Annotated in this window: 21 protein-coding genes; 6 read left to right on the top strand and 15 right to left on the bottom strand. The window is 40.2% G+C overall.

Features of this window, described 5'->3' with window-relative positions; all coding sequences use genetic code 11:
* Positions 1–13: 13 nt before the first annotated feature.
* The 7 genes from hemC to hisD are packed head-to-tail and all read right to left on the bottom strand — an operon-like array spanning position 14 to position 7,267.
* Positions 14–979, bottom strand: coding sequence for a hydroxymethylbilane synthase (hemC, locus tag ACWIWK_RS07820; RefSeq protein ID WP_454152240.1), 966 nt, complete (start codon positions 977–979; stop codon positions 14–16).
* The gene (locus tag ACWIWK_RS07815) at positions 976–2,751 is read right to left on the bottom strand and encodes a proline--tRNA ligase (RefSeq protein WP_454152239.1); all 1,776 of its coding nucleotides are present in this window, start codon (positions 2,749–2,751) and stop codon (positions 976–978) included. The genes hemC and ACWIWK_RS07815 overlap by 4 nt, the downstream gene beginning before the upstream one ends.
* A gap of 9 nt (positions 2,752–2,760) precedes the next feature.
* Positions 2,761–4,242: a glutamyl-tRNA reductase gene (gene hemA, locus ACWIWK_RS07810; RefSeq protein WP_454152238.1), complete on the bottom strand. Its 1,482-nt coding sequence runs from the start codon at positions 4,240–4,242 to the stop codon at positions 2,761–2,763.
* 1 nt (position 4,243) lies between these two features.
* Positions 4,244–5,197, bottom strand: coding sequence for a polyprenyl synthetase family protein (locus ACWIWK_RS07805; protein WP_454152237.1), 954 nt, complete (start codon positions 5,195–5,197; stop codon positions 4,244–4,246).
* Between the two features lie 11 nt (positions 5,198–5,208).
* The gene (locus ACWIWK_RS07800; RefSeq protein WP_454152236.1) at positions 5,209–5,631 is read right to left on the bottom strand and encodes a hypothetical protein; all 423 of its coding nucleotides are present in this window, start codon (positions 5,629–5,631) and stop codon (positions 5,209–5,211) included.
* A 20-nt stretch (positions 5,632–5,651) separates the two neighbouring features.
* Complete coding sequence (locus ACWIWK_RS07795; RefSeq protein ID WP_454152235.1) at positions 5,652–5,930, bottom strand: DUF2018 family protein; 279 nt, start codon at positions 5,928–5,930, stop codon at positions 5,652–5,654.
* Positions 5,930–7,267, bottom strand: a complete 1,338-nt coding sequence (hisD, locus tag ACWIWK_RS07790) for a histidinol dehydrogenase (RefSeq protein WP_454152234.1) — start codon at positions 7,265–7,267, stop codon at positions 5,930–5,932. The genes ACWIWK_RS07795 and hisD overlap by 1 nt, the downstream gene beginning before the upstream one ends.
* A 146-nt stretch (positions 7,268–7,413) precedes the next feature.
* Here hisD and ACWIWK_RS07785 point away from each other — a divergent pair, with 146 nt between their 5' ends.
* Positions 7,414–7,641 carry a FeoA family protein gene (locus ACWIWK_RS07785; RefSeq protein ID WP_454152233.1) on the top strand — a complete coding sequence of 76 codons (228 nt, stop codon included), beginning with the start codon at positions 7,414–7,416 and terminating at the stop codon, positions 7,639–7,641.
* A gap of 55 nt (positions 7,642–7,696) precedes the next feature.
* On the opposite strand, the gene ACWIWK_RS07780 is transcribed toward ACWIWK_RS07785, so the two are convergent.
* Positions 7,697–8,482 carry an outer membrane beta-barrel protein gene (locus ACWIWK_RS07780; protein WP_454152232.1) on the bottom strand — a complete coding sequence of 262 codons (786 nt, stop codon included), beginning with the start codon at positions 8,480–8,482 and terminating at the stop codon, positions 7,697–7,699.
* A 466-nt stretch (positions 8,483–8,948) separates the two neighbouring features.
* On the opposite strand from ACWIWK_RS07780, the gene purD reads away from it, so the two are divergent.
* The 3 genes from purD to ACWIWK_RS07765 are packed head-to-tail and all read left to right on the top strand — an operon-like array spanning position 8,949 to position 12,998.
* Positions 8,949–10,310, top strand: coding sequence for a phosphoribosylamine--glycine ligase (purD, locus tag ACWIWK_RS07775; protein WP_454152231.1), 1,362 nt, complete (start codon positions 8,949–8,951; stop codon positions 10,308–10,310).
* A gap of 16 nt (positions 10,311–10,326) precedes the next feature.
* Positions 10,327–10,791, top strand: coding sequence for an RDD family protein (locus ACWIWK_RS07770; RefSeq protein WP_454152230.1), 465 nt, complete (start codon positions 10,327–10,329; stop codon positions 10,789–10,791).
* A 5-nt stretch (positions 10,792–10,796) separates the two neighbouring features.
* Entirely contained in the window at positions 10,797–12,998 is a 2,202-nt protein-coding gene (locus ACWIWK_RS07765) for an LPS-assembly protein LptD (RefSeq protein ID WP_454152229.1), read from the top strand.
* A gap of 45 nt (positions 12,999–13,043) precedes the next feature.
* Here ACWIWK_RS07765 and ACWIWK_RS07760 read toward each other — a convergent pair whose 3' ends face one another.
* Genes ACWIWK_RS07760 through ACWIWK_RS07750 form a run of 3 tightly spaced genes read right to left on the bottom strand, consistent with a single transcriptional unit; the run spans position 13,044 to position 14,024 of the window.
* The gene (locus ACWIWK_RS07760; RefSeq protein ID WP_454152228.1) at positions 13,044–13,244 is read right to left on the bottom strand and encodes a hypothetical protein; all 201 of its coding nucleotides are present in this window, start codon (positions 13,242–13,244) and stop codon (positions 13,044–13,046) included.
* Between the two features lie 34 nt (positions 13,245–13,278).
* A complete protein-coding gene (locus tag ACWIWK_RS07755; RefSeq protein ID WP_454152227.1) occupies positions 13,279–13,731 on the bottom strand; it encodes a nucleotidyl transferase AbiEii/AbiGii toxin family protein in 453 nt (150 codons plus the stop codon).
* Complete coding sequence (locus ACWIWK_RS07750; protein WP_454152226.1) at positions 13,728–14,024, bottom strand: hypothetical protein; 297 nt, start codon at positions 14,022–14,024, stop codon at positions 13,728–13,730. Before ACWIWK_RS07750 ends, ACWIWK_RS07755 begins: the two co-directional genes overlap by 4 nt.
* 419 nt (positions 14,025–14,443) lie before the next feature.
* Here ACWIWK_RS07750 and ACWIWK_RS07745 point away from each other — a divergent pair, with 419 nt between their 5' ends.
* Positions 14,444–15,127, top strand: coding sequence for a phosphoribosyltransferase (locus ACWIWK_RS07745; RefSeq protein WP_454152225.1), 684 nt, complete (start codon positions 14,444–14,446; stop codon positions 15,125–15,127).
* A complete protein-coding gene (locus ACWIWK_RS07740; RefSeq protein ID WP_454152224.1) occupies positions 15,128–17,203 on the top strand; it encodes a polyribonucleotide nucleotidyltransferase in 2,076 nt (691 codons plus the stop codon).
* A gap of 35 nt (positions 17,204–17,238) precedes the next feature.
* On the opposite strand, the gene ppa is transcribed toward ACWIWK_RS07740, so the two are convergent.
* The 4 genes from ppa to ACWIWK_RS07720 all read right to left on the bottom strand — a co-directional run bounded on the left by ppa (position 17,239) and on the right by ACWIWK_RS07720 (position 21,173).
* Entirely contained in the window at positions 17,239–17,757 is a 519-nt protein-coding gene (ppa, locus tag ACWIWK_RS07735; RefSeq protein ID WP_454152223.1) for an inorganic diphosphatase, read from the bottom strand.
* Between the two features lie 13 nt (positions 17,758–17,770).
* The gene (locus ACWIWK_RS07730) at positions 17,771–18,358 is read right to left on the bottom strand and encodes an adenylate kinase (RefSeq protein WP_454152222.1); all 588 of its coding nucleotides are present in this window, start codon (positions 18,356–18,358) and stop codon (positions 17,771–17,773) included.
* 63 nt (positions 18,359–18,421) lie between these two features.
* On the bottom strand, positions 18,422–20,176 hold the full coding sequence (gene aspS / locus ACWIWK_RS07725; RefSeq protein ID WP_454152221.1) for an aspartate--tRNA ligase: 1,755 nt from the start codon (positions 20,174–20,176) through the stop codon (positions 18,422–18,424).
* A gap of 46 nt (positions 20,177–20,222) precedes the next feature.
* A complete protein-coding gene (locus tag ACWIWK_RS07720; RefSeq protein ID WP_454152220.1) occupies positions 20,223–21,173 on the bottom strand; it encodes a chemotaxis protein CheW in 951 nt (316 codons plus the stop codon).
* Between the last annotated feature and the right edge of the window lie 4 nt (positions 21,174–21,177).

Genomic DNA, 21,177 nt, shown 5'->3' with positions numbered 1-21,177 from the left:
CTTAAAAAATGGCTTAAGAGTTTTGCGCCATATCATACGCCTTTGCTAAAAGCTCCTTTGCACCATTTGCAATCATTCTTTGAGCTACAATTCTTGCGAGCTCTTGTGCGTGTAATTTTTGCTCTGCCACACTTGCACTAGATTCTAGCGTGCATTGCTCCTCATCACGCATACTTGCACTCCCATCAGGTAACCCCACAATCGCACGAAGGCGAAGCGAATCGCCATCAATGTTGGCAAAAACACCGATAGGCACTTGACAACCGCCATCAAGCAAAGTAATAAACTCTCTCTCAGCTAAGCAACAAATACTTGTTTGGGAATCTTCTAGCTTTTGGAGTGATTCTAACAATGCGCAATTCTCCGCACATTCAATCCCTAAAGCACCCTGCCCCATAGCAGGAATAAGAGAATCTAACACCTCAACTTTCAACCCCCCTGCGTGCAAATCAATCTCTAATCTATCAAGCGCAGCCTTTGCAAGCACAATGGCATCAAACTCACCATTTTTTAGCTTTTGTAATCGTGTCTGCACATTGCCACGCAAAGAGAGTGTATCCAAATCACTTCGCAATATTTTTAACTGCAAAGAACGGCGCAAAGAAGTCGTGCCAACCTTAGCATTAAATGGCAGAGATTGTAGATTCTCATATTTCACACTTAAAAGGCAATCTTGCCATTGCGCTCTTTTGGTAATCGCACACAGCATAAGTCCATTTGGGAGATTCACAGGGACATCTTTAAGACTATGCACGGCAATATCAATGCGATTCTCAAGCAAGGCTTCCTCTAATTCTTTGGTAAAAAGTCCCTTGCCACCGATTTTTGATAACGGCGTATCAAGGATTTTATCACCCTTTGTCTTAATAATCTCTAGTGTAGAATCTCTATTGAGTTCATTTTTTAGCCGAGATTGAATGTGTTTGGCTTGCCAAAGTGCAAGCAAACTCCCGCGTGTGCCGATGATAATTGGTTTCATTGCGCGCTAAACTCCGCCAAAACTAAATCTTTATCAATCTCGCGTTTGATTCTGCCCTCGCGCGTGATAATCTCCACTTTATTGTCGCTTAAAAGTTTGCCGACCACAATAGCCCTATCAAAACCAATAAGCTCAAAATCACTCATTTTAAAACCAAACCGCTCATCTCTATCATCAAGCACGACATCGACATTTTTAGTGCGGAGATTCTCATAAAGTTGAAGTGCGTAGTCCATTTGCACGCAATCTTTGGTATTTGACACAATAATCACCACATCAAAGATTTTCGCTCCACTACCCCACACACAGCCAAACTCATCAGCTTTTTGCTCTAAAATCGCAGGCAATAATCGCGTAACACCAATCCCATAACAACCCATAATGAAGTGTTGTGCCTTACCATTAGAATCCAAAAATGTAGCATTCATAGATTTAGAGTATGTATCTCCAAGTTTAAATATATGTCCAATCTCAATGCCTTTAGTATGGCTTAATGGCTTGCCACAACACTCACATAAATCACCCTCGCGAACTTTAGTAATATCTGCGTAATGCTTATGCGCTAGCTCCGCACTATTCATATCCACGCCCACGAAGTGATAGTCTCGCTCGTTTGCGCCCATTATAAGATTGCTCGCACCTTTGAGACTTATATCAAAAATATGCGGGCATTGCAAGCCAATCCCACCGATAAAGCCCGCTACAATGCCACTTTTCTCATCAATCTCACATTCTTCAAAGAAAAGATAATTTTTACAATCTTGCATTGTATTAAGCGCGTTAAGTGCTTTTGTCTCCTCACATTCATCATCGCCACGCGTGAAAAAGACTACCCACTCACTTTTTTGCGCGCTTGATTCTTTATTTGACTTTATCTCCTCGTATATAGCCTTTTTTGCCACTGCTTTTATCGTGTAGAATGGATTAACTTTAAAAAACTCGCATAATGATTGTATAGTTGTGGTGCTTGGAGTGAGAAACTTTGAAAAATCCGCCTTTGGTGGCTCTATGGGATAGGAAGATTGACTTTGAGTAGAATCTATACTTGTTCGCAATGCCCTTTTTGCTGCCTCGAGATTTGCCGCATAGCCACAACTCTTACAAATCGCCAATGTATCCTCGCCACAAGGAGCGAGCACCATAAATTCCTTGCTTCCACTTCCGCCAATCACGCCACTATCAGCTTCTACGACTTTATATTCCAGCCCTAGCCTATCAAGGATTCTCCTATATGCGCGCTCCATAGTGTCAAACTCTCTATCTAAATCCTCTTTTGTGCTGTGGAAGCTGTAAGCATCTTTCATTACAAATTCCCTCGCACGCATAAGCCCAAATCTCGGACGCGCTTCATCGCGGAATTTGGTGTGAATCTGATAGATATTAAGCGGAAGTTGTTTATAGCTTTTAACAAAACTTCGTGCAATATGCGTGGCTACTTCCTCATAAGTAGGTCCAAGCACAAAAGCATTTTCTTTCCTATCGCTAAAGCGGAGCAATTCCTTGCCATACTTGCCAAATCGCCCGCTCTCCTCCCACATTTCCGCAGGCGTTACAAAGCCAAAGAGCAATTCTTGTGCGCCCGCGTTATCCATTTCTTCTTTGATGATAGTGCGGATTGTATCAAGCATTTTTTTGCCTAATGGCAAAAAATTATAAATCCCTGCCCCCACTTGCTGGATATAGCCCGCACGCACAAGGTATTGATGAGATTTTAGCACAGCATCTTTTGGAGATTCCTTTAAAGTGGGAATAAAAAGTTGTGAGAATTTCATTGCCCAGCCTTAGAGTGTTTTGTCTTTATGTGGTTGTTGAGAAATATTGGCTTTTTGGGAATCTTTGGCGTTATTTTTTGTCCAAGTGAGCGGGCATTGCTTTGCATTTGCCACTTGAGATAGTCCTCCGCTCATCGCATTTGCCTTTTGGATAAACTCCTCACATTTGTATTTGTTTAAAAGCACAATTTCATCATTTATATCAAAAGTTACTTTCAAAGCCTCGATAATAGGGTCTGCGTTAATGCTCTCTCCTGCTTGTTTGATACGCATAGTGGGAGCGTGTAGGAATGTATTAAACGCGCCGTGCAAGATTTTCTCTACATTTTTTTCATACTCTTTTGGTATGTAGCCTTTTTTAATTGCGCGTGTGAGTTCTTTTTGGCTTGCTTGTCGTGCCAAATCACGGATATGCTTGATGATTGGGTCTGCGCCTAAACTTTGCAACCACTTAAAAAAGTCTTGTGTGTATTGCTCGATGATATTGTAGGCTTGCTTGGCACTTTTTTCACGCTTGGTGAGATTTGCATTGACAATTTCTTGCAAGTCATCGACACAATATATATCCAAATTGGGAATCGTAATATCCTCAATATCGCGCGGCACGGCTAAATCAAACCAGATTCTATAATGTGTGGCATCAGTAATCATATCTTTGGTAACCACCGTATGAGGCGCACCTGTGGCAGAGATGAAAATATCTGCACTTGCTAAAACTTCTTTTAGCTCGCTAAAAGGTGTGATAATAATATTTGGCTCTGCACTTAGTTGCTCTTTTAGCTCATCGAGCGTCTTTCTTGCATTTTGCATATTGCGATTAAGGAGGGTGATAAAGACATTATGCTTAAGTAAATGTTTAAGGGCTAAAATACCCATTTCTCCCGTGCCTAAAATCGCTACTTTTTTGGAATCTAAATTCTGTCCTTTTTGCGTGAGAATAGATTCTATCATATCCACTGCTGCGCCAGCCACAGAAGTATGACTACTTGAAATATCTGTGGCATTACGCACACTTGCAGCACATTTAAACGCGTGGTGGATAAGACGCGTCATATCCTTAGCGCAAAAGAGATTCTCATAAGAGAATCGATACGCATCTTTAAGTTGTCCTGCGATTTGTGTCTCGCCCACCACTAGAGAATCAAGACTTGAAGCCACGCTAAAAATATGATACACCGCGTATTGATTGTAGCGTATGTCAGCACATTGCTTGAGTTCTTGAGCGGAGATATTTTTGCATTGCTCTAATGCGGTAAAAATAAACTCTCGCGCAAGTTTTATATCAACCACACTGCTATAAATTTCCACACGATTGCAAGTTGAGAGGAGCACGACTTCTTTAATCATATCATTTGCGCAAAGATTCTCTAAGAATCTATATCGCTCCTCATCGTTAAATGCAAGTTTCTCGCGCAATGCTAAATCCACATTTTTGTGTGAAAAGCTCACCACCATATATTGTGCATTTGTCTGTTGTGCGTGCTGTATCATCTTAAAACTCTCTTTGTATCATATTTGTTACAATGCCCTCTAACCTCACATTCACTTCCTTTGCTCGGGGGTCTTGCACGGATTGGATACACGCTATGGCTTTGTTAGCATACTCTTTTGCCAAAGCAATGCAATCATTCACACAATTATAGCGTAAAAAAGCATCTCGTATCCATTGTTGCTCTTTCGTGTTTAATTCACGCCTATAAAGGCTTAGAAGTGTGTCAAATTCTTTTTTATCGGCTCTTTGTGAAAACAAAATATAAGGCAAAGTCGCTTTCCCCTCGCTAAAATCACTCATCGCAGGCTTGCCTAGCACCTCTGCGCTTTGGGTAATATCCAAAATATCATCAACAATTTGAAAGGCAATGCCAAGATTAAGCCCATAGATTCTATACTTTTGACTATCTAATCCGCATAAAATCGCGCCACATTCGGCACTTGAAGCAATCAAACTCGCCGTTTTGTCCGCACACATTTGAATGTATCGCTCCTTATTGTCATTGAAGCACTCACTCATCGCCACATCTTCAATCTCACCAATAGAGAGGCGAAACACAGAATCTGCAATGCTTTGTGCGATTTTTGGTCCAAAGCTAGCGAGCTCAAAAAAAGCCTTAGAATAAAGCGCATCGCCTAGCATTATGGCATTTTTATTCCCAAAAAGTGCGTTTATAGAGGGCTTAGCACGCCTAACTTTGGCATTATCGATGACATCATCGTGCAATAAACTCGCACTTTGGATAAGCTCAATAATCGCACAAAGTTTCAATGCCTCATCACTCTCCCCACTAATAGTAAGCAAAAGTTTAGAGCGCAACATTTTGCCCGTGCTTAGTTTATCAAACTGAGCGAGCAAAATTGCATTGTGGGAATCTTTTATAAATTCTTGCATAAGCGTAGCGATTTTTTGTCTGCTTATGGCAAAATCACTTTGTATCACACTTGTTTGCATTATCTCTTTCCTTATAATGTTTCTTCTTGCCCGAGCTCTTCACTTCCCAAACTTGCTCCCACACCCTCAATGTAGAGTTTGAGATGGGCTTTTTTATCAGCAAAGTCTTTAAAAAAAATATGAAGCATTGGCGGTCGCTTTGGATTCTCCCCTAATGGGAGAGTGAAATCACTGCGTTGATAGTCCTTATACAAAATAACTTGATGATTAAAGCTATCATAACGAATGTGAAGCAACAACCCATAATTTTTATACAGCGTCCAACGCATAACAAATGGCTTCTCAACAGAATCGAGCAAAAAACTTGCGCGATAATTTTGCTCTTTTTGAAGTTCTAGCTCCCTTTGCCAGCTCCACTGCGGTGTCGCGCCAAGCATAACACTCACGCTAACGACACACACTAAAAAGACTAAATACCGCATTTTTTGCCTCATCGCCCTATCCTTACTCCTCACTACTCGTGGTTTCCTAAAATATTGCCCATAGATTCAATGGCAAGGGAGTCTTTCATAGCTCGCAAATTCTCCTTTTGCTCCTCATCAAATCCACGAGAAAAAAGCCCCACTTCATTAGAATCTAACCCCTTAGATTCTATAAAAAGCTCCAAAATTGCCACTTCCTCTAGCAATCGCTCTAACTCCAAGCCTACAAGTGTTGGCGAAGCATTTTGCATAATTTCTTTCCACTTCTCTAATGGCGGTTTGCCAAAAAGTTCTAAATCATCAAGTTGCATTACTCTCCCTTATGTTTTAAGTCTCTCACACGGCTTAAAACCGCATTTTTATGTGCTTCTAATCCCTCAATATCGGCTAAATTAGCGCAGGGCTCGCCAAGCTCTCTCATCGCCTCTTTGCTAAAGTAAATAACTGAACTTTTTTTCATAAAATGCTCTACGCCAAGCGGAGAAAAGAATCTCGCGCTTCCTCCCGTTGGCAAAGTATGGTTAGGTCCAGCGAGATAATCCCCGATAGGCTCGCTCGCATATTGTCCCAAAAAGATTGCTCCAGCATTACTAATATGTGGTAGTAGCGAAAAAGGCTCACTTACAAGCACTTCTAAATGCTCGGGGGCGACTTCATTCATTAACTCCACGCTTTGTTCTAAATTTTGCGTATGGATAAATACAGAGCGATTTTGGATACTTTTTTGCGTGATTTGTGCGCGCTTAAGTGTGGGGAGAATATCTTGTATATGGGTAATCACAGATTCAATCAATGCCCTATCATCACTTATTAAAATCGCGCTCGCAAGCTCATCGTGCTCGGCTTGTGAGAGTAAATCCCACGCGATATATTCCGCATTTGCCCCACTGCTTGCGATAATGCCAATCTCACTAGGTCCAGCTATCATATCGATTTGCACATCGCCAAAGACGAGCTTTTTTGCCGTTGCGACAAAGATATTGCCCGGTCCTGTGATGACATCGACTTTTTTACACTCCTCACACCCAAATGCCATAAGTCCAATGGCACTCGCACCGCCGACTTTATATGCCTGTGTGATTCCACACAAATGCAGGCTTGCAAGCAAAAGTTCATTTGGTTCATTGTGCGGAGTGGGCGTGCAGACGATGATTTCTTTCACACCCGCGACAATCGCTGGAATCGCATTCATTAGGAGTGAGCTGGGATAGGCTGCCTTGCCACCGGGTATGTAGAGTCCTGCGCGTGCAAGTGGTGTTACTTTTTGTCCCAAAATATTGCCATTTGATTCCATATCAAGCCAAGTTTTTTCCTTTTGCTTACTATGAAAGGCGAAAATACGCTCATACGCGATATGCAAAGATTGCTTAGTTTGGGAATCTAGCGCATTATACGCACGCTCGCACTGCACTTTTGAAATCATAATGTCGCTAAAATCCTTTGGATTCCAATTATCAAATTGCTTAATGTGGCGCAAGAGCGCGGAGCTTCCATCTTGTTTAATCTCTTTTAGGATTCCTTGCACGATAGTCGTAGCGTTGTCTAAATCCATATTTCCGCGTGCCAAAATTTCATCAAACTTCACTCTAAAGTCGCTTTGGCGCGTGTCTAAGATTCTCTGTGAAAGCCCGCTTAGTGCCTTTGTCATTGCATAATTCTCCATAACATTTCAAATTGTATTTTCATTTTACCCCGCATTATAACAAAATTAAGAAAATTTCTTATATTTTTAGGTTTTCTTATATTTATTACACTATAATGCGTGTAATTTTTACTTTAGCTAAAGGATATACTATGAATCTCTATGAATGCAAAAAAGACTCTAAATGTAAAGTAGTGGGGCTTAAAACTTGTGATAACGCCCTAAAAGAGCGACTCCTCTCAATGGGAATCTACAATGGTGTAGAAATGAGCCTATGCAACCATACCTTAAGCAAATCTAGTCTTTGTGTGCTTGCTAATGGCGTGCATATCGCGTTGCGTGAGAATGAAGCGAGAGATATTGAAGTTGAGGGGCTTTAAGCCCCTTATTTTAATCCTCTAAAGTCCTTACATCAAGTCCTTTACTCTTAGTGGATTAAAATCCAAATGTATAGCGCACATAAGCATTATAGCTTTGACGCGCACCAACCTTATGTTCGATACCTTGTGGCACCACAGCAGTTCCATACCAATACCCCTTATAATCCATAATCGTAGTCTCAAACATAGGAATCACAGCACCAATTTCTAAAGAATTAACCTTTAAGAAGTTCATTCGCACGCCTGCATTCCAATTTAGTGCCACACCAAAGCGTCTATCTTCTTGTCGCTCAAAGGGTTGGTTTTGTTTGATAAAAGTATTATGAAGTTGATAGACTTTATCCAATCTGTTGCTTTTCCAATATTGGAATCCTATGCCAACCCCACCAAATACACCCAAATTAAAATTCTCTCCTGCGATGACATTAAAGAGCGCGTCTGCGTTTGCTGTAAGGTTGAATTGGTAGAGCGATTCTTTCCCACCCTCTAGATTCCCTTGTGCCCCATAGTTTGCGGAGCGACCTTGAAAGCTAAAGGTGTTGTAATAAAAGTTTCCATACGCTCTAAATCCAAAAAATGGATTAAAGAAATGCTTATACCCAGCCAATACACCATAGCCCGGAGCGGTGTTATTAGAGCTATAATACCCCATAACCGCATTACCACCTGTTACAGATTCCGTGAAATTCTCGCTATACCGCAAATCCCCATACATAATCTGTCCACCGACAAACACGCCACTTTCCTCTGCTTTTGCCTGTGTGCTAAAAAGTGCAACTGACATCGCCACCGCTACAAGGAGTGTATAAAAGACCCCCCCCCTCAATGCTCTATTACTCATAGTAATACCTCCAAAATAAAGTGATAATAAAGCGAATCTCCACCTTTGTAACCCTAAAAGAATCTTTAGAAATCAACTCCCAACGATACAAAAAAAAAAAAAACGCTTTATTCTAAATCGACATAATACAAAAATTCTTAAAGTTTTTCAAGGAAAAAGATTTAAAATTTAGGAAAATTTCTTACATTACAAATGTGGCACATTACACATTTCGCCAAAAATGTAGGGTATAATTCCACTTCCTAGATAACACGCCTTTCTTTATAAAATGCGCAAGTCTGTTAGCTTAAGAAGTCTTTGGGTTGCGTGGTGCGCTCGGTGTGCGGGTATTTTCGTTTGGAGCTCTAAAAGGTGAGAATCTGCCCCCTAATGAGTGCCTTAAACCCTGTTTTTTACTTTTTTAGGCTTTGCCTCAAATGTAGAGTAACGGTTATCTGGGGTTTAACTTCACAAACAAAGGCATAAAATGCAAACTTATAATATCCTTATTATCGGTAGTGGCGGGAGAGAATACGCTATTGGATTATCTTTATGGCAAGATTCTCGTGTGAGTGGCTTATATTTCGCACCGGGTAACGCTGGCACTGCCCTGCTTGGCAACAATATCACTTATACAAATAACGAAGAACTTTTAGCCCATTGTGAGAATCTCGCTATCAATCTCGTGGTAGTTGGACCTGAAGAGCCACTTACTAAAGGCGTAAGCGATTTTTTGTCATCACACAATATTAAAGTGTTTGGCCCAAGTGCTAAAGCGGCGCGATTAGAGGGCTCAAAAGCCTTTATGAAAGACTTCGCCACAAGGCACAAAATACCCACAGCAAGATATTTACAAAGCGATGACATCGAGCAAATCCGCGCATTTATCGCCACGCTTAACCCACCAATCGTAGTCAAAGCCGATGGATTGTGCGCGGGCAAAGGCGTGATAATCGCGCCAGATTCCACAACTGCCCTGCAAGAAGCGCAAAAAATGCTAAGCGGAGAATCGTTTGGGGAAGCGGGCAAAAAAGTCGTAATCGAAGAATTTTTGCAAGGATTTGAGCTCTCTGTCTTTGCGCTTAGCAATGGCAAGGATTGCATTATCCTCCCTCCAGCCCAAGACCACAAGCGACTTTTAGACAATGATGAGGGAGTGAATACAGGTGGAATGGGCGCATACACGCCCACACCAATGTGTGATGAAAATCTCTTTAAGCGCATTAAGGAGAAAATTATGCTCCCAGCGATTAAAGGCGCGAGAGATGATAATATGGAGTTTTGTGGTGTGCTTTTTGGCGGTATTATGGTAGTGGAGCAAAAAGGCGAGCTACAACCATATTTACTAGAATTTAATGTGCGTTTTGGCGACCCAGAATGCGAAGTGCTTTTACCCACGCTCAAAACGCCATTGCTTGATATTTTGCTTTGTGAGGACTTTAGTGCGTTTGAAGTAGAGTTTAAGGATATTTATAGCTGTGGTGTGGTCGTGGCTAGCAAAGAGTATCCTTATAAAAGCTCAATCCCACAAAATATCCATATACGCCCATTTGATAGCAATTTGGGGCATTTAGTCTTTGCGGGAGTGAGCGCAGGAGAGAATCCTAGCAGTTTGCCACGAGATTTTACGCGCTCTTGTAGCAAAGATTCTCATTTGCCACCACAAGGCAGTGATTCTCACTTGCTTGCAAGCGGTGGGCGCGTGCTTTTAAGCATAGGGCTTGGCAAATCCTTGCAAGAAGCGCAACGCAATGCGTATGCGATTTTACAAAATGTGAATTTTAGCGGAATGCAATACCGAAAAGACATCGCCCATCGAGGCATTGCATTCTTACAATCCAAAAACTAAGGCACACAAACACGCAATGAATGAAAAAATACAAAAACTTTTAGAACGCGAGAATCTCGAGCTTGCACCATTAAATGTGCGATTTTTGGCGTATTTGTTTGATTGTTTTTTGGTGCTATTTGTGTGTGTGATTGCTTTGTGGAGTAGTTTTAGCGCAGTTTTTAACGAAGAAGATTTGCAAAATGCCATTGCCCTTTTAAAAACTGCCTTGTGGCGTATTGCATTGCTTTATACGCTTGCATTTTTTTGCTATGAAGTGCTTTTAGTAAGCCTGTATGGAGCGACTTTAGGCAAAATGATTCTTAAAATTCGCATTGTGAGTGTAGAGTTTGTGGATAAACCAAGCATTGCAAGAGCTGTTGTAAGGGCATTTTGTAAATGCTTAGGGGCGATATTTTTATATGTGGGCTTCATAATGGCTTTTGATGGGCAGTTTAACCGCGCATTGCACGATAAAGTGTCAAAAACTTTAGTGGTTTAGGTAAAATGCAAATGCGGGTGGTGGCGTTATGTCTTATGCTATTAGCAAGCATAGCAATCGCAGATGAGCCAAAAGATACGAAAGCACAACTTTTTGAACTCTCAGCTAATAGTGTAACCTCGCAAGGTAATGTCATCACAGCACAAGAAAATGCGTTTTTACTAAGTGAAGACATTTATATGTATGCTGATATGATTACTTATGATAGAGAGAGCAAAGATATAGCTTTGCGTGGAAATGTGCGCGTGTATTATGGCGATACACTTTTTATCGATGCAGGAAATGTGAATATAAACTTGCAAACCAAACAAGCCTCTATTAACCCAGCATTTTTACTTGGAGAGGGTGGATTGTGGGTCGCAAGCGCACAATTATCAAGCAATGAAAACACTTATAGCTTTAAAAAGGCTATTATAAGCTCGTGCGATGTGCAGTTTCCTATATGGCATATTGATGCGACTTCTGGCTCTTATAACACACAAAAGCAGTATGTAAGCGCGTGGAATACAAGACTTTATCTTGGTTCATTGCCGTTGCTTTATGTGCCGTATTTTACCTTTTCCACAGGCACTACACGAAAGAGTGGGTTTATGCCACTAGAGTTTGGCTCGACAAGCCGTGAGGGATATGTCTTTTTAACGCCCTTTTACATCGCACCCTTTAACTCGTGGGATATGACGCTCACTCCGCAATTCCGCACACAACGAGGTAATGGGCTACATTATGAGCTAAGAATCGCTGATAATAAAAATAGTGTAGCCACGCTCAATGTCGGGTATTTCAAGCAATATGAAAATTATATGCAAACTTATGACTTAAAAAATAAGGAGATTTATGGATTTGACTTTATATACAAAAGGGAGGGAATCTTTGGGGCACTCTTTAGCAACTACAACGACAATCTCTTTGCTGACTTGCATTATATGAATGATTTGGATTATAAGCGACTTCAAAGTGTAAATGGTCGCTTCAATACACGCCTAAGCACTTCTAGACTCAATTATTTTGGACAAATCTCCAACCACTATATTGGCATTTATGGAAAATACTTTTTAGACTTATCAAATCCTAGCAACACAAATACACCCCAAGTCTTACCAAGCGTGCAATACCACCACTACATTAGCCCGATATTATTGAATAATCTCTTTTATTCGCTTAATATAGAGAGTAAAAATATCACGCGCCAAAGCGGTTATACTTACACGCAAAATTCCCTTTCTCTACCACTTGGAGTAAGTGTGTCGGTGTTTAAAAACTTCGCTAACTTAAGCGGGAGGATTGATGGGTTTGCAAGCAATGTGAGTCTTGGCAACGCACAAAACATCAACGACCCATTTACCAAACAAGCCGTGCAACCCTCAATGAACTACACTTACGCAAACTATCAAATAGCCTTTAATAGCGATATAGCCAAACCTTATAAAAATTTCTTTCACACTGCGCATTTTGATTCTCAATTTAGCGCACCGCTGTATTATTATGCCCAATATGGATTAGATTCTACGCGTTATGAAGCATATAGTGAGCTAGCAAAAACTCTCAATGCAGAAAATCTCGCACAATATTGGAATCCAAACGACATTATAGACATTGGCGCAAACAAACCAAAAGTGGATATAAAACTCTCAAATTACTTTTATAGCACAAGTGGCAAGGAAATTGGCTTTTATAGAATCTATCAGCGAATTTTTACTAACGACTCTACACTCAATGCAAATCAACCACTGCGCCAAGAAGTCGGGATAAATATTTTTAGTGGGCTTACTCTTACAAGCAATCTTTTTTTCTCGCATAGGACAAATCACTTTAATGAAGCCTCATTGACATTGAATTTTAATAAATTTGGTTTAAGGGCGAATGCAAATTACTTTTTCAAACTCGATGAAGACACTATGCTAAAAAGTAGTGCGTATAACAACATTTATAGCTCGGCATTTTTACGCGCGAATATGCGCTATGACTTTGGTTACTTCACGCTAGATGCAAATATAGGCTATGATGAAGCAAATGCGAGACTAAAAGATTGGTCGATAGTATTTTCACGCGATATTGCGTGTTTTGGCATTGGGTTGAAGTTCGCCACTGATGTGCGTCCTATATTTACCAATAGCGGTATTGATACGCTAAGCAACCAATACATCAAAATCGAATTTCGATTTTCTCCACTTACACCAATTGGATTCACACAAAAATTGCAAAATTAAGGACTTTTTTGTTGGTATTTGTATAAAAAAGGAAATTGTCTCTCTCTACCTTGTAGAGAGCGTCTTTGGTTTGGGTTTTTTGGTAATAGTGGGAGTTTTGGTTGGTTTGATATTGCTTTGTATTGTATTTTCTATTTGTGCTATATCTATATTTTTTACCGCATTGAGTAAGATATTTTTGTCATCTTTGCTTAATCTATATAAATCTCCATCTTCAAAATAAGCTAATCCCTTTACAACTTGCATAATAGGAAAATCATTACCAAAATATCGCCCAAACTCACTTAATCCTTGCTCTAGAGATACTTGATTTGTCTTTGTAGTCTTTATATTCTGCTCTATCACAAGTAACTTTTAGTTTTGTGATGAGTAAAGATTTTAAACTTGCAAGTTGCAAAATGCCATCATCACTTTGAATCGTATCTACAAATTTGACAAATTCTATATTGCCAAAGAAAGAGATTTTGACATTATTTGTAGTCATAAAAGATAGCGTATTATCTATTTGTAGCATTATTTCGCCTACTTTAATGCCATTTAGACTTAAAAGAATGGATTGAAGTTTTGATATATCTTTATGCGTAAAAAAATCAAAATCTACCGATTCCCTATGCCCTAATTGCAAGGCTAATGCTGTCCCGCCAAAAAGCGTAAAATCCATATCTTTTAGCACTTTAAGATATGGATAAATTTCTTTTTGCTCTTTTGGCAATATTTCAAAGTGCAGTTTCATCGCAAATATCCTCGTTTTGGTAATGGCGGAATCTTGCAGTTTATCCCATACAATCGAATATGCCAAAAATGCCAAGACTTTTTATCAAACCAACCTGCTTGAGCATTTTTAAGTGTTTCTTTTAGAATCTTATCGCTAAATTCGCACACTTTCTTAAAGCTACTGATATTGTTGGCGTCTTTCATTGCACTAGCTATAACTCGCAAAGGATTATTAGCAATAATTTCATCTTTTTTCTCCCACCAAACATAATGGACAAAATGGGCTAAAAGTTTTTTATCTTTTGAAGTCATTGGAAATTTCCTTTAAGTCATAGAATATGAAATTATAACACAATATATTTTTTATTTTAATCTCTCTTAAATTCGCAACCCTTGTTGTTGTTATTTTTCCATCCACTACGCAGTTTATACTTACTGCTAAGTCGCTTTTACTCTTTTTTAATATTTTTCCAAAACCCTTTTTACATCGCTGTCTATCGCCCGATATTTTTTTGATTATGATATTTTTAAAGCATTACCATTTAAGCAAAATCTCACATTTAAGCACGAAAATGTCAAAATTTAAGATATAATGCTCTCAATGGACGCTTGTTGCGACTATGTCTTTTTAGTGTGTCCTTAGTTTGGTTTTCCCCTGTTCTCTTAAGGTTTCGGGGGAAGTAAAATACTCTCCTTTTGCTACAATCTACTCTTTGTGAGGAATAAAAGGAATGCAGACAAAACAATCTTATATATTCACCGATAGAGCACACGCATTAGAGCAGCTACTAGGAGTTTTCGCGCTCAAAAATCTCGATGTCTCACAAACCGTGATTTTGGCTACGAGCTTTGAGGGAGTGTTTTTCGCAGATGTCTTAGCGAGCAAGCTAAAAGTCCCCCTTGATTATCTCTTTGCTGAAGTTATTACCGCGCCTCTTAATAATGAATGTAAAATCGCTATTGTAAGTGAGGAACTTGATATTGTGATGAATGAGAATCTTATCAATGCGTTTGATATAAGCCTTGATTATGTCTATGGTGAATCAAAGCGACAATATGAAGACAGCATTATCCCTATGCGTTATAAGTTTCGCAAGGGCGAGTTACTCTCCTCACTTAATGGGCGCGATGTGCTTATCGTAGATCAAGGCATTGATACAGGGCTTACAGCAATGTGCGCGATAAAAACCTGTATAAGCAGGCACGCCAAAAGTATTAAAATTGCCACGCCTATTTTGCCATTAGTAGTCAAAAATGCTTTGAGTGAAATTTGCGATGAAGTGCTGTGCGTGCAAGCATTGGATAATTTCGTAAGCATTGGACATTATTACAAAAACTTTGAACCCATTGAGCCAAAGACTATTGAGGCGATTTTAAATACACATTTACACAAAAAGACTAAGGAGGAAGCATAAATGAGTAAGGTGAATATTACACTTGGGGAGAGAATAGAATCTTGTCGCTTTGATATTGCTAATCAAGCAAATGGTGCGGTGCTTTATGAATGTGGTGGGACAAGCATTATCGCCACTGTGTGCGTGGGAAATACACCAATAGAGGCAGATTTCGTGCCACTAAGCGTGCAATACATTCAAAAAACCTATGCCGTTGGAAAGTTTCCAGCGGGCTTTATCAAGCGTGAGGGCAAGCCAAGTGAATTTGAGATTCTCACTTCAAGGCTTATAGATAGGACTTTGCGCCCACTTTTTCCCAAAGGTTTTGCATATCCAACACACATTGTAGCAATGGTCGTAAGCTATGATGGACTAAATGACTTAGCCCTATGCGCGCTAAAAGCAGCGAGCATCGCCCTATATACTTCAAACATCATCATTGAAGGGCAAGAAAAATCGCCATTAAGCGCACTGAGAATCGGACGCATAAATGGCAAGTTTATCATCAACCCAGATTCTCACACACTTAAAGAGAGTGAATTGGATTTGTTTGTGAGTGGTAAAGGCGATGAACTCCTAATGATAGAAATGAACACACAACAACAAAATGATAAGCCAAATCTCTTAAGCGAGAATCTCACCATAGAAGCACTTGAGCTCGCAAAAAAACATATAGCAAATGATTGCAAAGAATATGAAAAATTCCTAAAATCCCACCAAAAACAACCCACCATACCATTTTCCCTAAAAATTAAACAAACCCATTCTTTGGAGTTTTTGCGACAACATTGTGTAGATTCTATAAAACTTGCCATACAACAAGCCTCAAAAAGCGAAAGAGCGGGGGCATTTGATGAAATCATTAAAGAAGTAATCGCTCAAGGATTTGAAGAAGAAGATGTCAAGCATTGCTTAGGCATATTCAAAAAATCCTTAGTGCGCGAGATGATTTTGCAAGATAGCGTGCGTGCTGATGGTAGGGCATTAGATGAAGTGCGTAAAATTAGCATTGAGACAAATATTTTGCCACACGCACACGGGAGCGCGCTTTTTACACGCGGGCAAACACAGGCATTGGTCGCTTGCACCTTAGGCACAGAATCTGATGCGCAAGGCATAGAGCCTTTAGGAAGTGTGGGCGCGAAAGATAAGTTTTTATTTCATTACAACTTTCCAAGTTTTAGCGTTGGTGAAACGGATATGATAGGCTCTGTGGGGCGTAGAGAACTAGGACACGGCAATCTTGCAAAAAAAGCCCTCAAATCAAGCATTGTGCAAAACAATGCCGTCATTCGCATTGTTTCAGAAATTTTAGAATCCAATGGCTCAAGCTCAATGGCAAGCGTGTGCGGTGGAAGTTTAGCACTACAAGCAAGCAATGTGGCAATGCACTCACTCATCGCTGGCGTGGCAATGGGGCTTGTAAGCGAGGGAGAGAAATATGCTATTTTGAGTGATATTACAGGCTTAGAAGACCACGATGGCGATATGGATTTTAAGGTTGCGGGTGATGAAAATGGCATTAGCGCGTTACAAATGGATATAAAACTTGGTGGGATTTCAAGCGAGATTCTAAATGCTGCACTTATGCAGGCAAAAGCTGCAAGAGTGCATATTTTAGGCATTATGAAGCAATCATTAAGCAACCTTACAATCAATTATGATATTTTGCCAAAGACTGAGAACTTTTGTGTGCCAAGTAATAAAATGGTGGATATTATCGGGCAAGGTGGCAAGACTATAAAAGGGATTATTGAAAAATTTGAAGTAAGCATTGATTTAGACAGAGAAAATGGCGCAGTAACCATAAGTGCGCAAAATGCAAAGAATCTAAAAGATGCGAAAGATTATATTTTGGGATTAGTGAAAGGATTTGAGAGTTATGAGGTTGGCTTAAAATTTAAGGGTGTGGTTAAAAAAATTTGTGATTTTGGTGTGTTTGTCGAGCTCCCAAATGGTGGCGATGGGTTGTTACACATTAGCAAACTCACCGATGAAAAAGGAAAAAAGCCAAGCGATATTTTAGGCGACACTAAAGAGATTGAATGCGTGATAATAGAAATCAATGGGCAAAAAGTGGGGCTTGGCTTAGCATAAATTTTACTCTTTTTAAGCCCCGCTAAATCTCCTTACTACTTATAATTTTCTATCGCCTTTTGCAAAATCTCTTGCGCCTGCGCTACACCTTTGTAATCTTTGACCTTTACCCACTTATTTGGCTCTAATGTTTTATAAGTTTCAAAAAAGTTTTTGATTCTATCAAGGGTGATTTGTGGCAAATCTTGCAGACTTTTGATATTGTCATATCTAGGGTCGATTTTGCTAATTGGCACGGCTAGGAGTTTCTCGTCCATTCCGCTTTCATCTTCCATCACTAGCATACCGATAAGACGACATTTTATCGCACTACCCGCTTGTAGTGGATATTCATTAAGCACGAGAATGTCCGCAGGGTCGCCATCATCTGCCAAAGTATTTGGCACAAAGCCATAATTAGCTGGATAAAACATCGCCCCATAAAGCACCCTATCTACCATTACCACACCACTTTCTTTATCCACTTCGTATTTGATATTTGAGCCATAAGGGATTTCAATAATTGCGTTGATTTTGTTTGGATTCTCACCTGCGACAAGTTTTGTAATGTCCATTTTTACTCCTTTTTTAAGATAATTTTGCTCGTGGATTTTTGATAAATTCTTCCATATCTGCCACGATTTCCTCGATAGTTCGCTCGCCATTGACTGTGTAGAGTAATCCATTTTTTTCATCATAAAATGTCCTAATCTCCTTAAGTGGCTTGCGATAGACTTCCATTCGGTTATTAAATACTTCGATATTATCATCTGCGCCTCTTGCCCTGCCTAACACTCTCTCCCTAGCGACTTCCTCGCTCACTTCCACCTCGATGACAGCCTCTAAAACTACATCATTTTGCCTCTCTAGCTCATCTTGCAAAGCGTGCATTTGCTCCACGCTACGCGGATACCCGTCAATCAAAATAATATCTTTTGGGGCATTTTTAAGTGCCTCAATAATCGTGCCAACCACAATGCTAAGAGGCACTAAATTTCCCTTGCTTACAAAACTATCGATAAGTTTGCCCTGCTCGCTCCCACTCGCCACTTCTGCACGCAATAGTTCGCCTGTGGAATAATGCACAATGCTATCAGCATTATTCTTTGCGATAATTTGCGCATCAGTCGTCTTACCACTGCCCGGTGCTCCAATGATTAAAAACAGCTTTTTCATTTTTTCTCCTTAGATTTAGCTTATGTAGATTCTCACATTCTATCACAAATTCGCGTAAATGCGTTAATTTTTGGGATTTCTCAAGCGAATGTGTAACTCTCTTAGTTGCTCCTCGCTCACTTCACTTGGCGCGTTTGCAAGCAAACAGGTTGCTTTTTGAGTTTTAGGGAATGCAATCACATCGCGCAATGAATGCGAATTACTAAGCAACATAATAAGTCTATCAAAACCAATGGCAAATCCGCCGTGTGGTGGCGCACCAAAGCTAAGTGCTTCAAGCAAGAATCCAAATCGCTCCTTTGCCTCTTGCTTACTAATACCTAAAATTTCAAACACTTTATTTTGGATAGAATCTTTATGGATTCTAATGCTTCCACCACCAAGCTCCACGCCATTTAACACTACATCATACGCTATAGATTCTATTGATTCAATATCGCTTTTGTCAATATCTTTTGGCATTGTAAATGGGTGATGTAACGCCGAAATAGAGCCATCATCATTTTTCTCAAACATTGGGAAATCCACAACCCACAAAAATTCTAACTTTTGAGAATCTATAAGTCCTAAATCCTGCGCTACCTTACAACGCAATCGCCCCATATAATCCCACACGACCTTTTTAGCCCCTGCACCAAAAAAGATAATATCCCCCATTTGTGCACCCACACGCTTTATCAGTGCGTCTAGCTTCTCTTGGGTGATAAATTTTACCAAAGGACCTTTGATTTCTCCCTCTTTAAGCTGGATATACGCAAGGCCTTGCGCGCCAAATTTTCGCACAAACTCTTCTAACTCACCCAAACTTTTACGCGAATAGCGTAAATCACCACCTTTTACACACAACGCCTTAAAGCGATTTTTTGCGCTCTCTTGAGCGATTGAAGCAAAAATCTCATTACTAGAATCGACAAACAAATCACCCACCTCTACAAGTGGCATTTCAAAGCGCAAATCTGGTTTATCACTGCCATAGGATTCCATTGCCTCGCAATATGGCATTCTTTTAAACGGCGTGCTTATAGGTTTGCCTGCTGTGGCAAAAATCTCAAAGAGCAATTTCTCAGCTACTTCCATTACATCATTTTGATTACAAAAGCTCATTTCCACATCAATTTGGGTAAATTCTGGCTGTCTATCCGAGCGCAAATCCTCATCTCTAAAACACTTAGCAATTTGGAAATACCGCTCAAAGCCACTTATCATAAGAATCTGTTTAAAAAGCTGTGGGCTTTGTGGCAGGGCGAAAAATTGCCCATCGTGGATTCTACTTGGGAGGAGGTAGTCCCGTGCGCCCTCTGGTGTAGAAGCGGTTAAAATCGGTGTCTCAACTTCTAAAAATCCCATTTTTTGTAACGCATTACGCGCACTTATAGCCACATCAGAGCGCATTTTGAATATTTGATATGCCTTTGGCGCACGCAAATCCAAATAACGATACTTTAACCGCAACTCTTCGTTTGTGTTTTCATCACCGATAGTAATGGGTGGAGTAAGTGATTTGTTCTCTATTATAAGCTCGCTTAAAATCACTTCAATCGCACCTGTCTTTAGCTTTGGATTCTCTAAACCCTCACCTCTTGCGCGCACCTTTCCCTTAGCGATAAGCACAAACTCATCACGCACACTTTGTGCTATCTCATAAGCCTTAGGCGTAGAATGAGAATCGCATACAAGCTGTAAGATTCCGCTTTTATCACGCAAGTCAATAAACACCACACCTCCGTGGTCGCGGTAAGAATTACACCAGCCACATACGGCGACTTCAGAGCCTATCAAATCTTTTGAAACTTCTGTGCATAAATGTGTTCTAAGCATTTGTATCCTTAAAAATACGCTAAAGTGCGTTTGTAATTATTTGTGTTTATGACTTAAGTAATCGGCGCAACGCCTGCTCTATTTGCGTTGGATTCCCTTTTGTTACAAACGCATCGGCTTTGAGCGTTTCTGCCATTTGCCTATTAGATTCTGAATCCATTGAAGAGTTGATAATCACAGGGATATGTGCCGTGCTTTGCTCCTCTTTTACTCGCTTTAACACCTCAAAGCCAGATACTAGAGGCATTTCAAGGTCTGTGATAACTGCACCAACCATTTTGCTCACTCCTGCATTATGCAAGTAATCAAGCAATGCCTTGCCATTTGGAAAGGTAAAATAGTTCAACTCAAGCCTTTCAATGATGTGTTGCAATGACTTCGCTGCTGTTTTAGAATCTTCAGCCAAAAGCACGATACGATTGCTATGGATTGCGCTTAAATTTTCTAGCTCTAACTCATCATCTGCGCTTCCATTGGGGAGTGTATCAGCCACCATTTTCTCCACATCGAGAATCTGCACCACACTCCCATCATCATACTTCATTGTAGCGGTAACCTTTGAGTTTCCATCAATGCCAAACTCACCTCCCGCCTCAATTTCGTTCCAACTTTTTTGGATAATGCGCTTCACACTCTGAATCTTTAGCCCAACTACGCAGTTTGAAAAGCTACAAATCACCACAAGATTCTTTTCTCCCTCGATAGAGTATGGGCGCAAATCCCTATAAGGGTCATCTTGGCTATAATATAACCACCTGCGCATATCTATCAGCGGGATTGTCTCCTCGCGCACGGTCAAATATCCTAACATTATGCCACTGTTTTCGCCCTCTGTCTCAGTTAGCTCATCGCTATAATAAATAATCTCACGGATTTTAAAGACATTCATAGCATAAAGTTGTGTCGTGCCCTCCACCTCAGTCTCTAATGTGAAACACAAAAACTGCGCTTCATTCTTAAGGTGTAGGGTGGTCATTTTATCAACATTTTCTACCAATGTA

This window comes from Helicobacter sp. 23-1048, assembly GCF_053654545.1.
The sequence above is the reverse complement of the archived record's forward strand: the minus strand, read 5'-3'. Positions and strand labels throughout refer to the sequence as shown.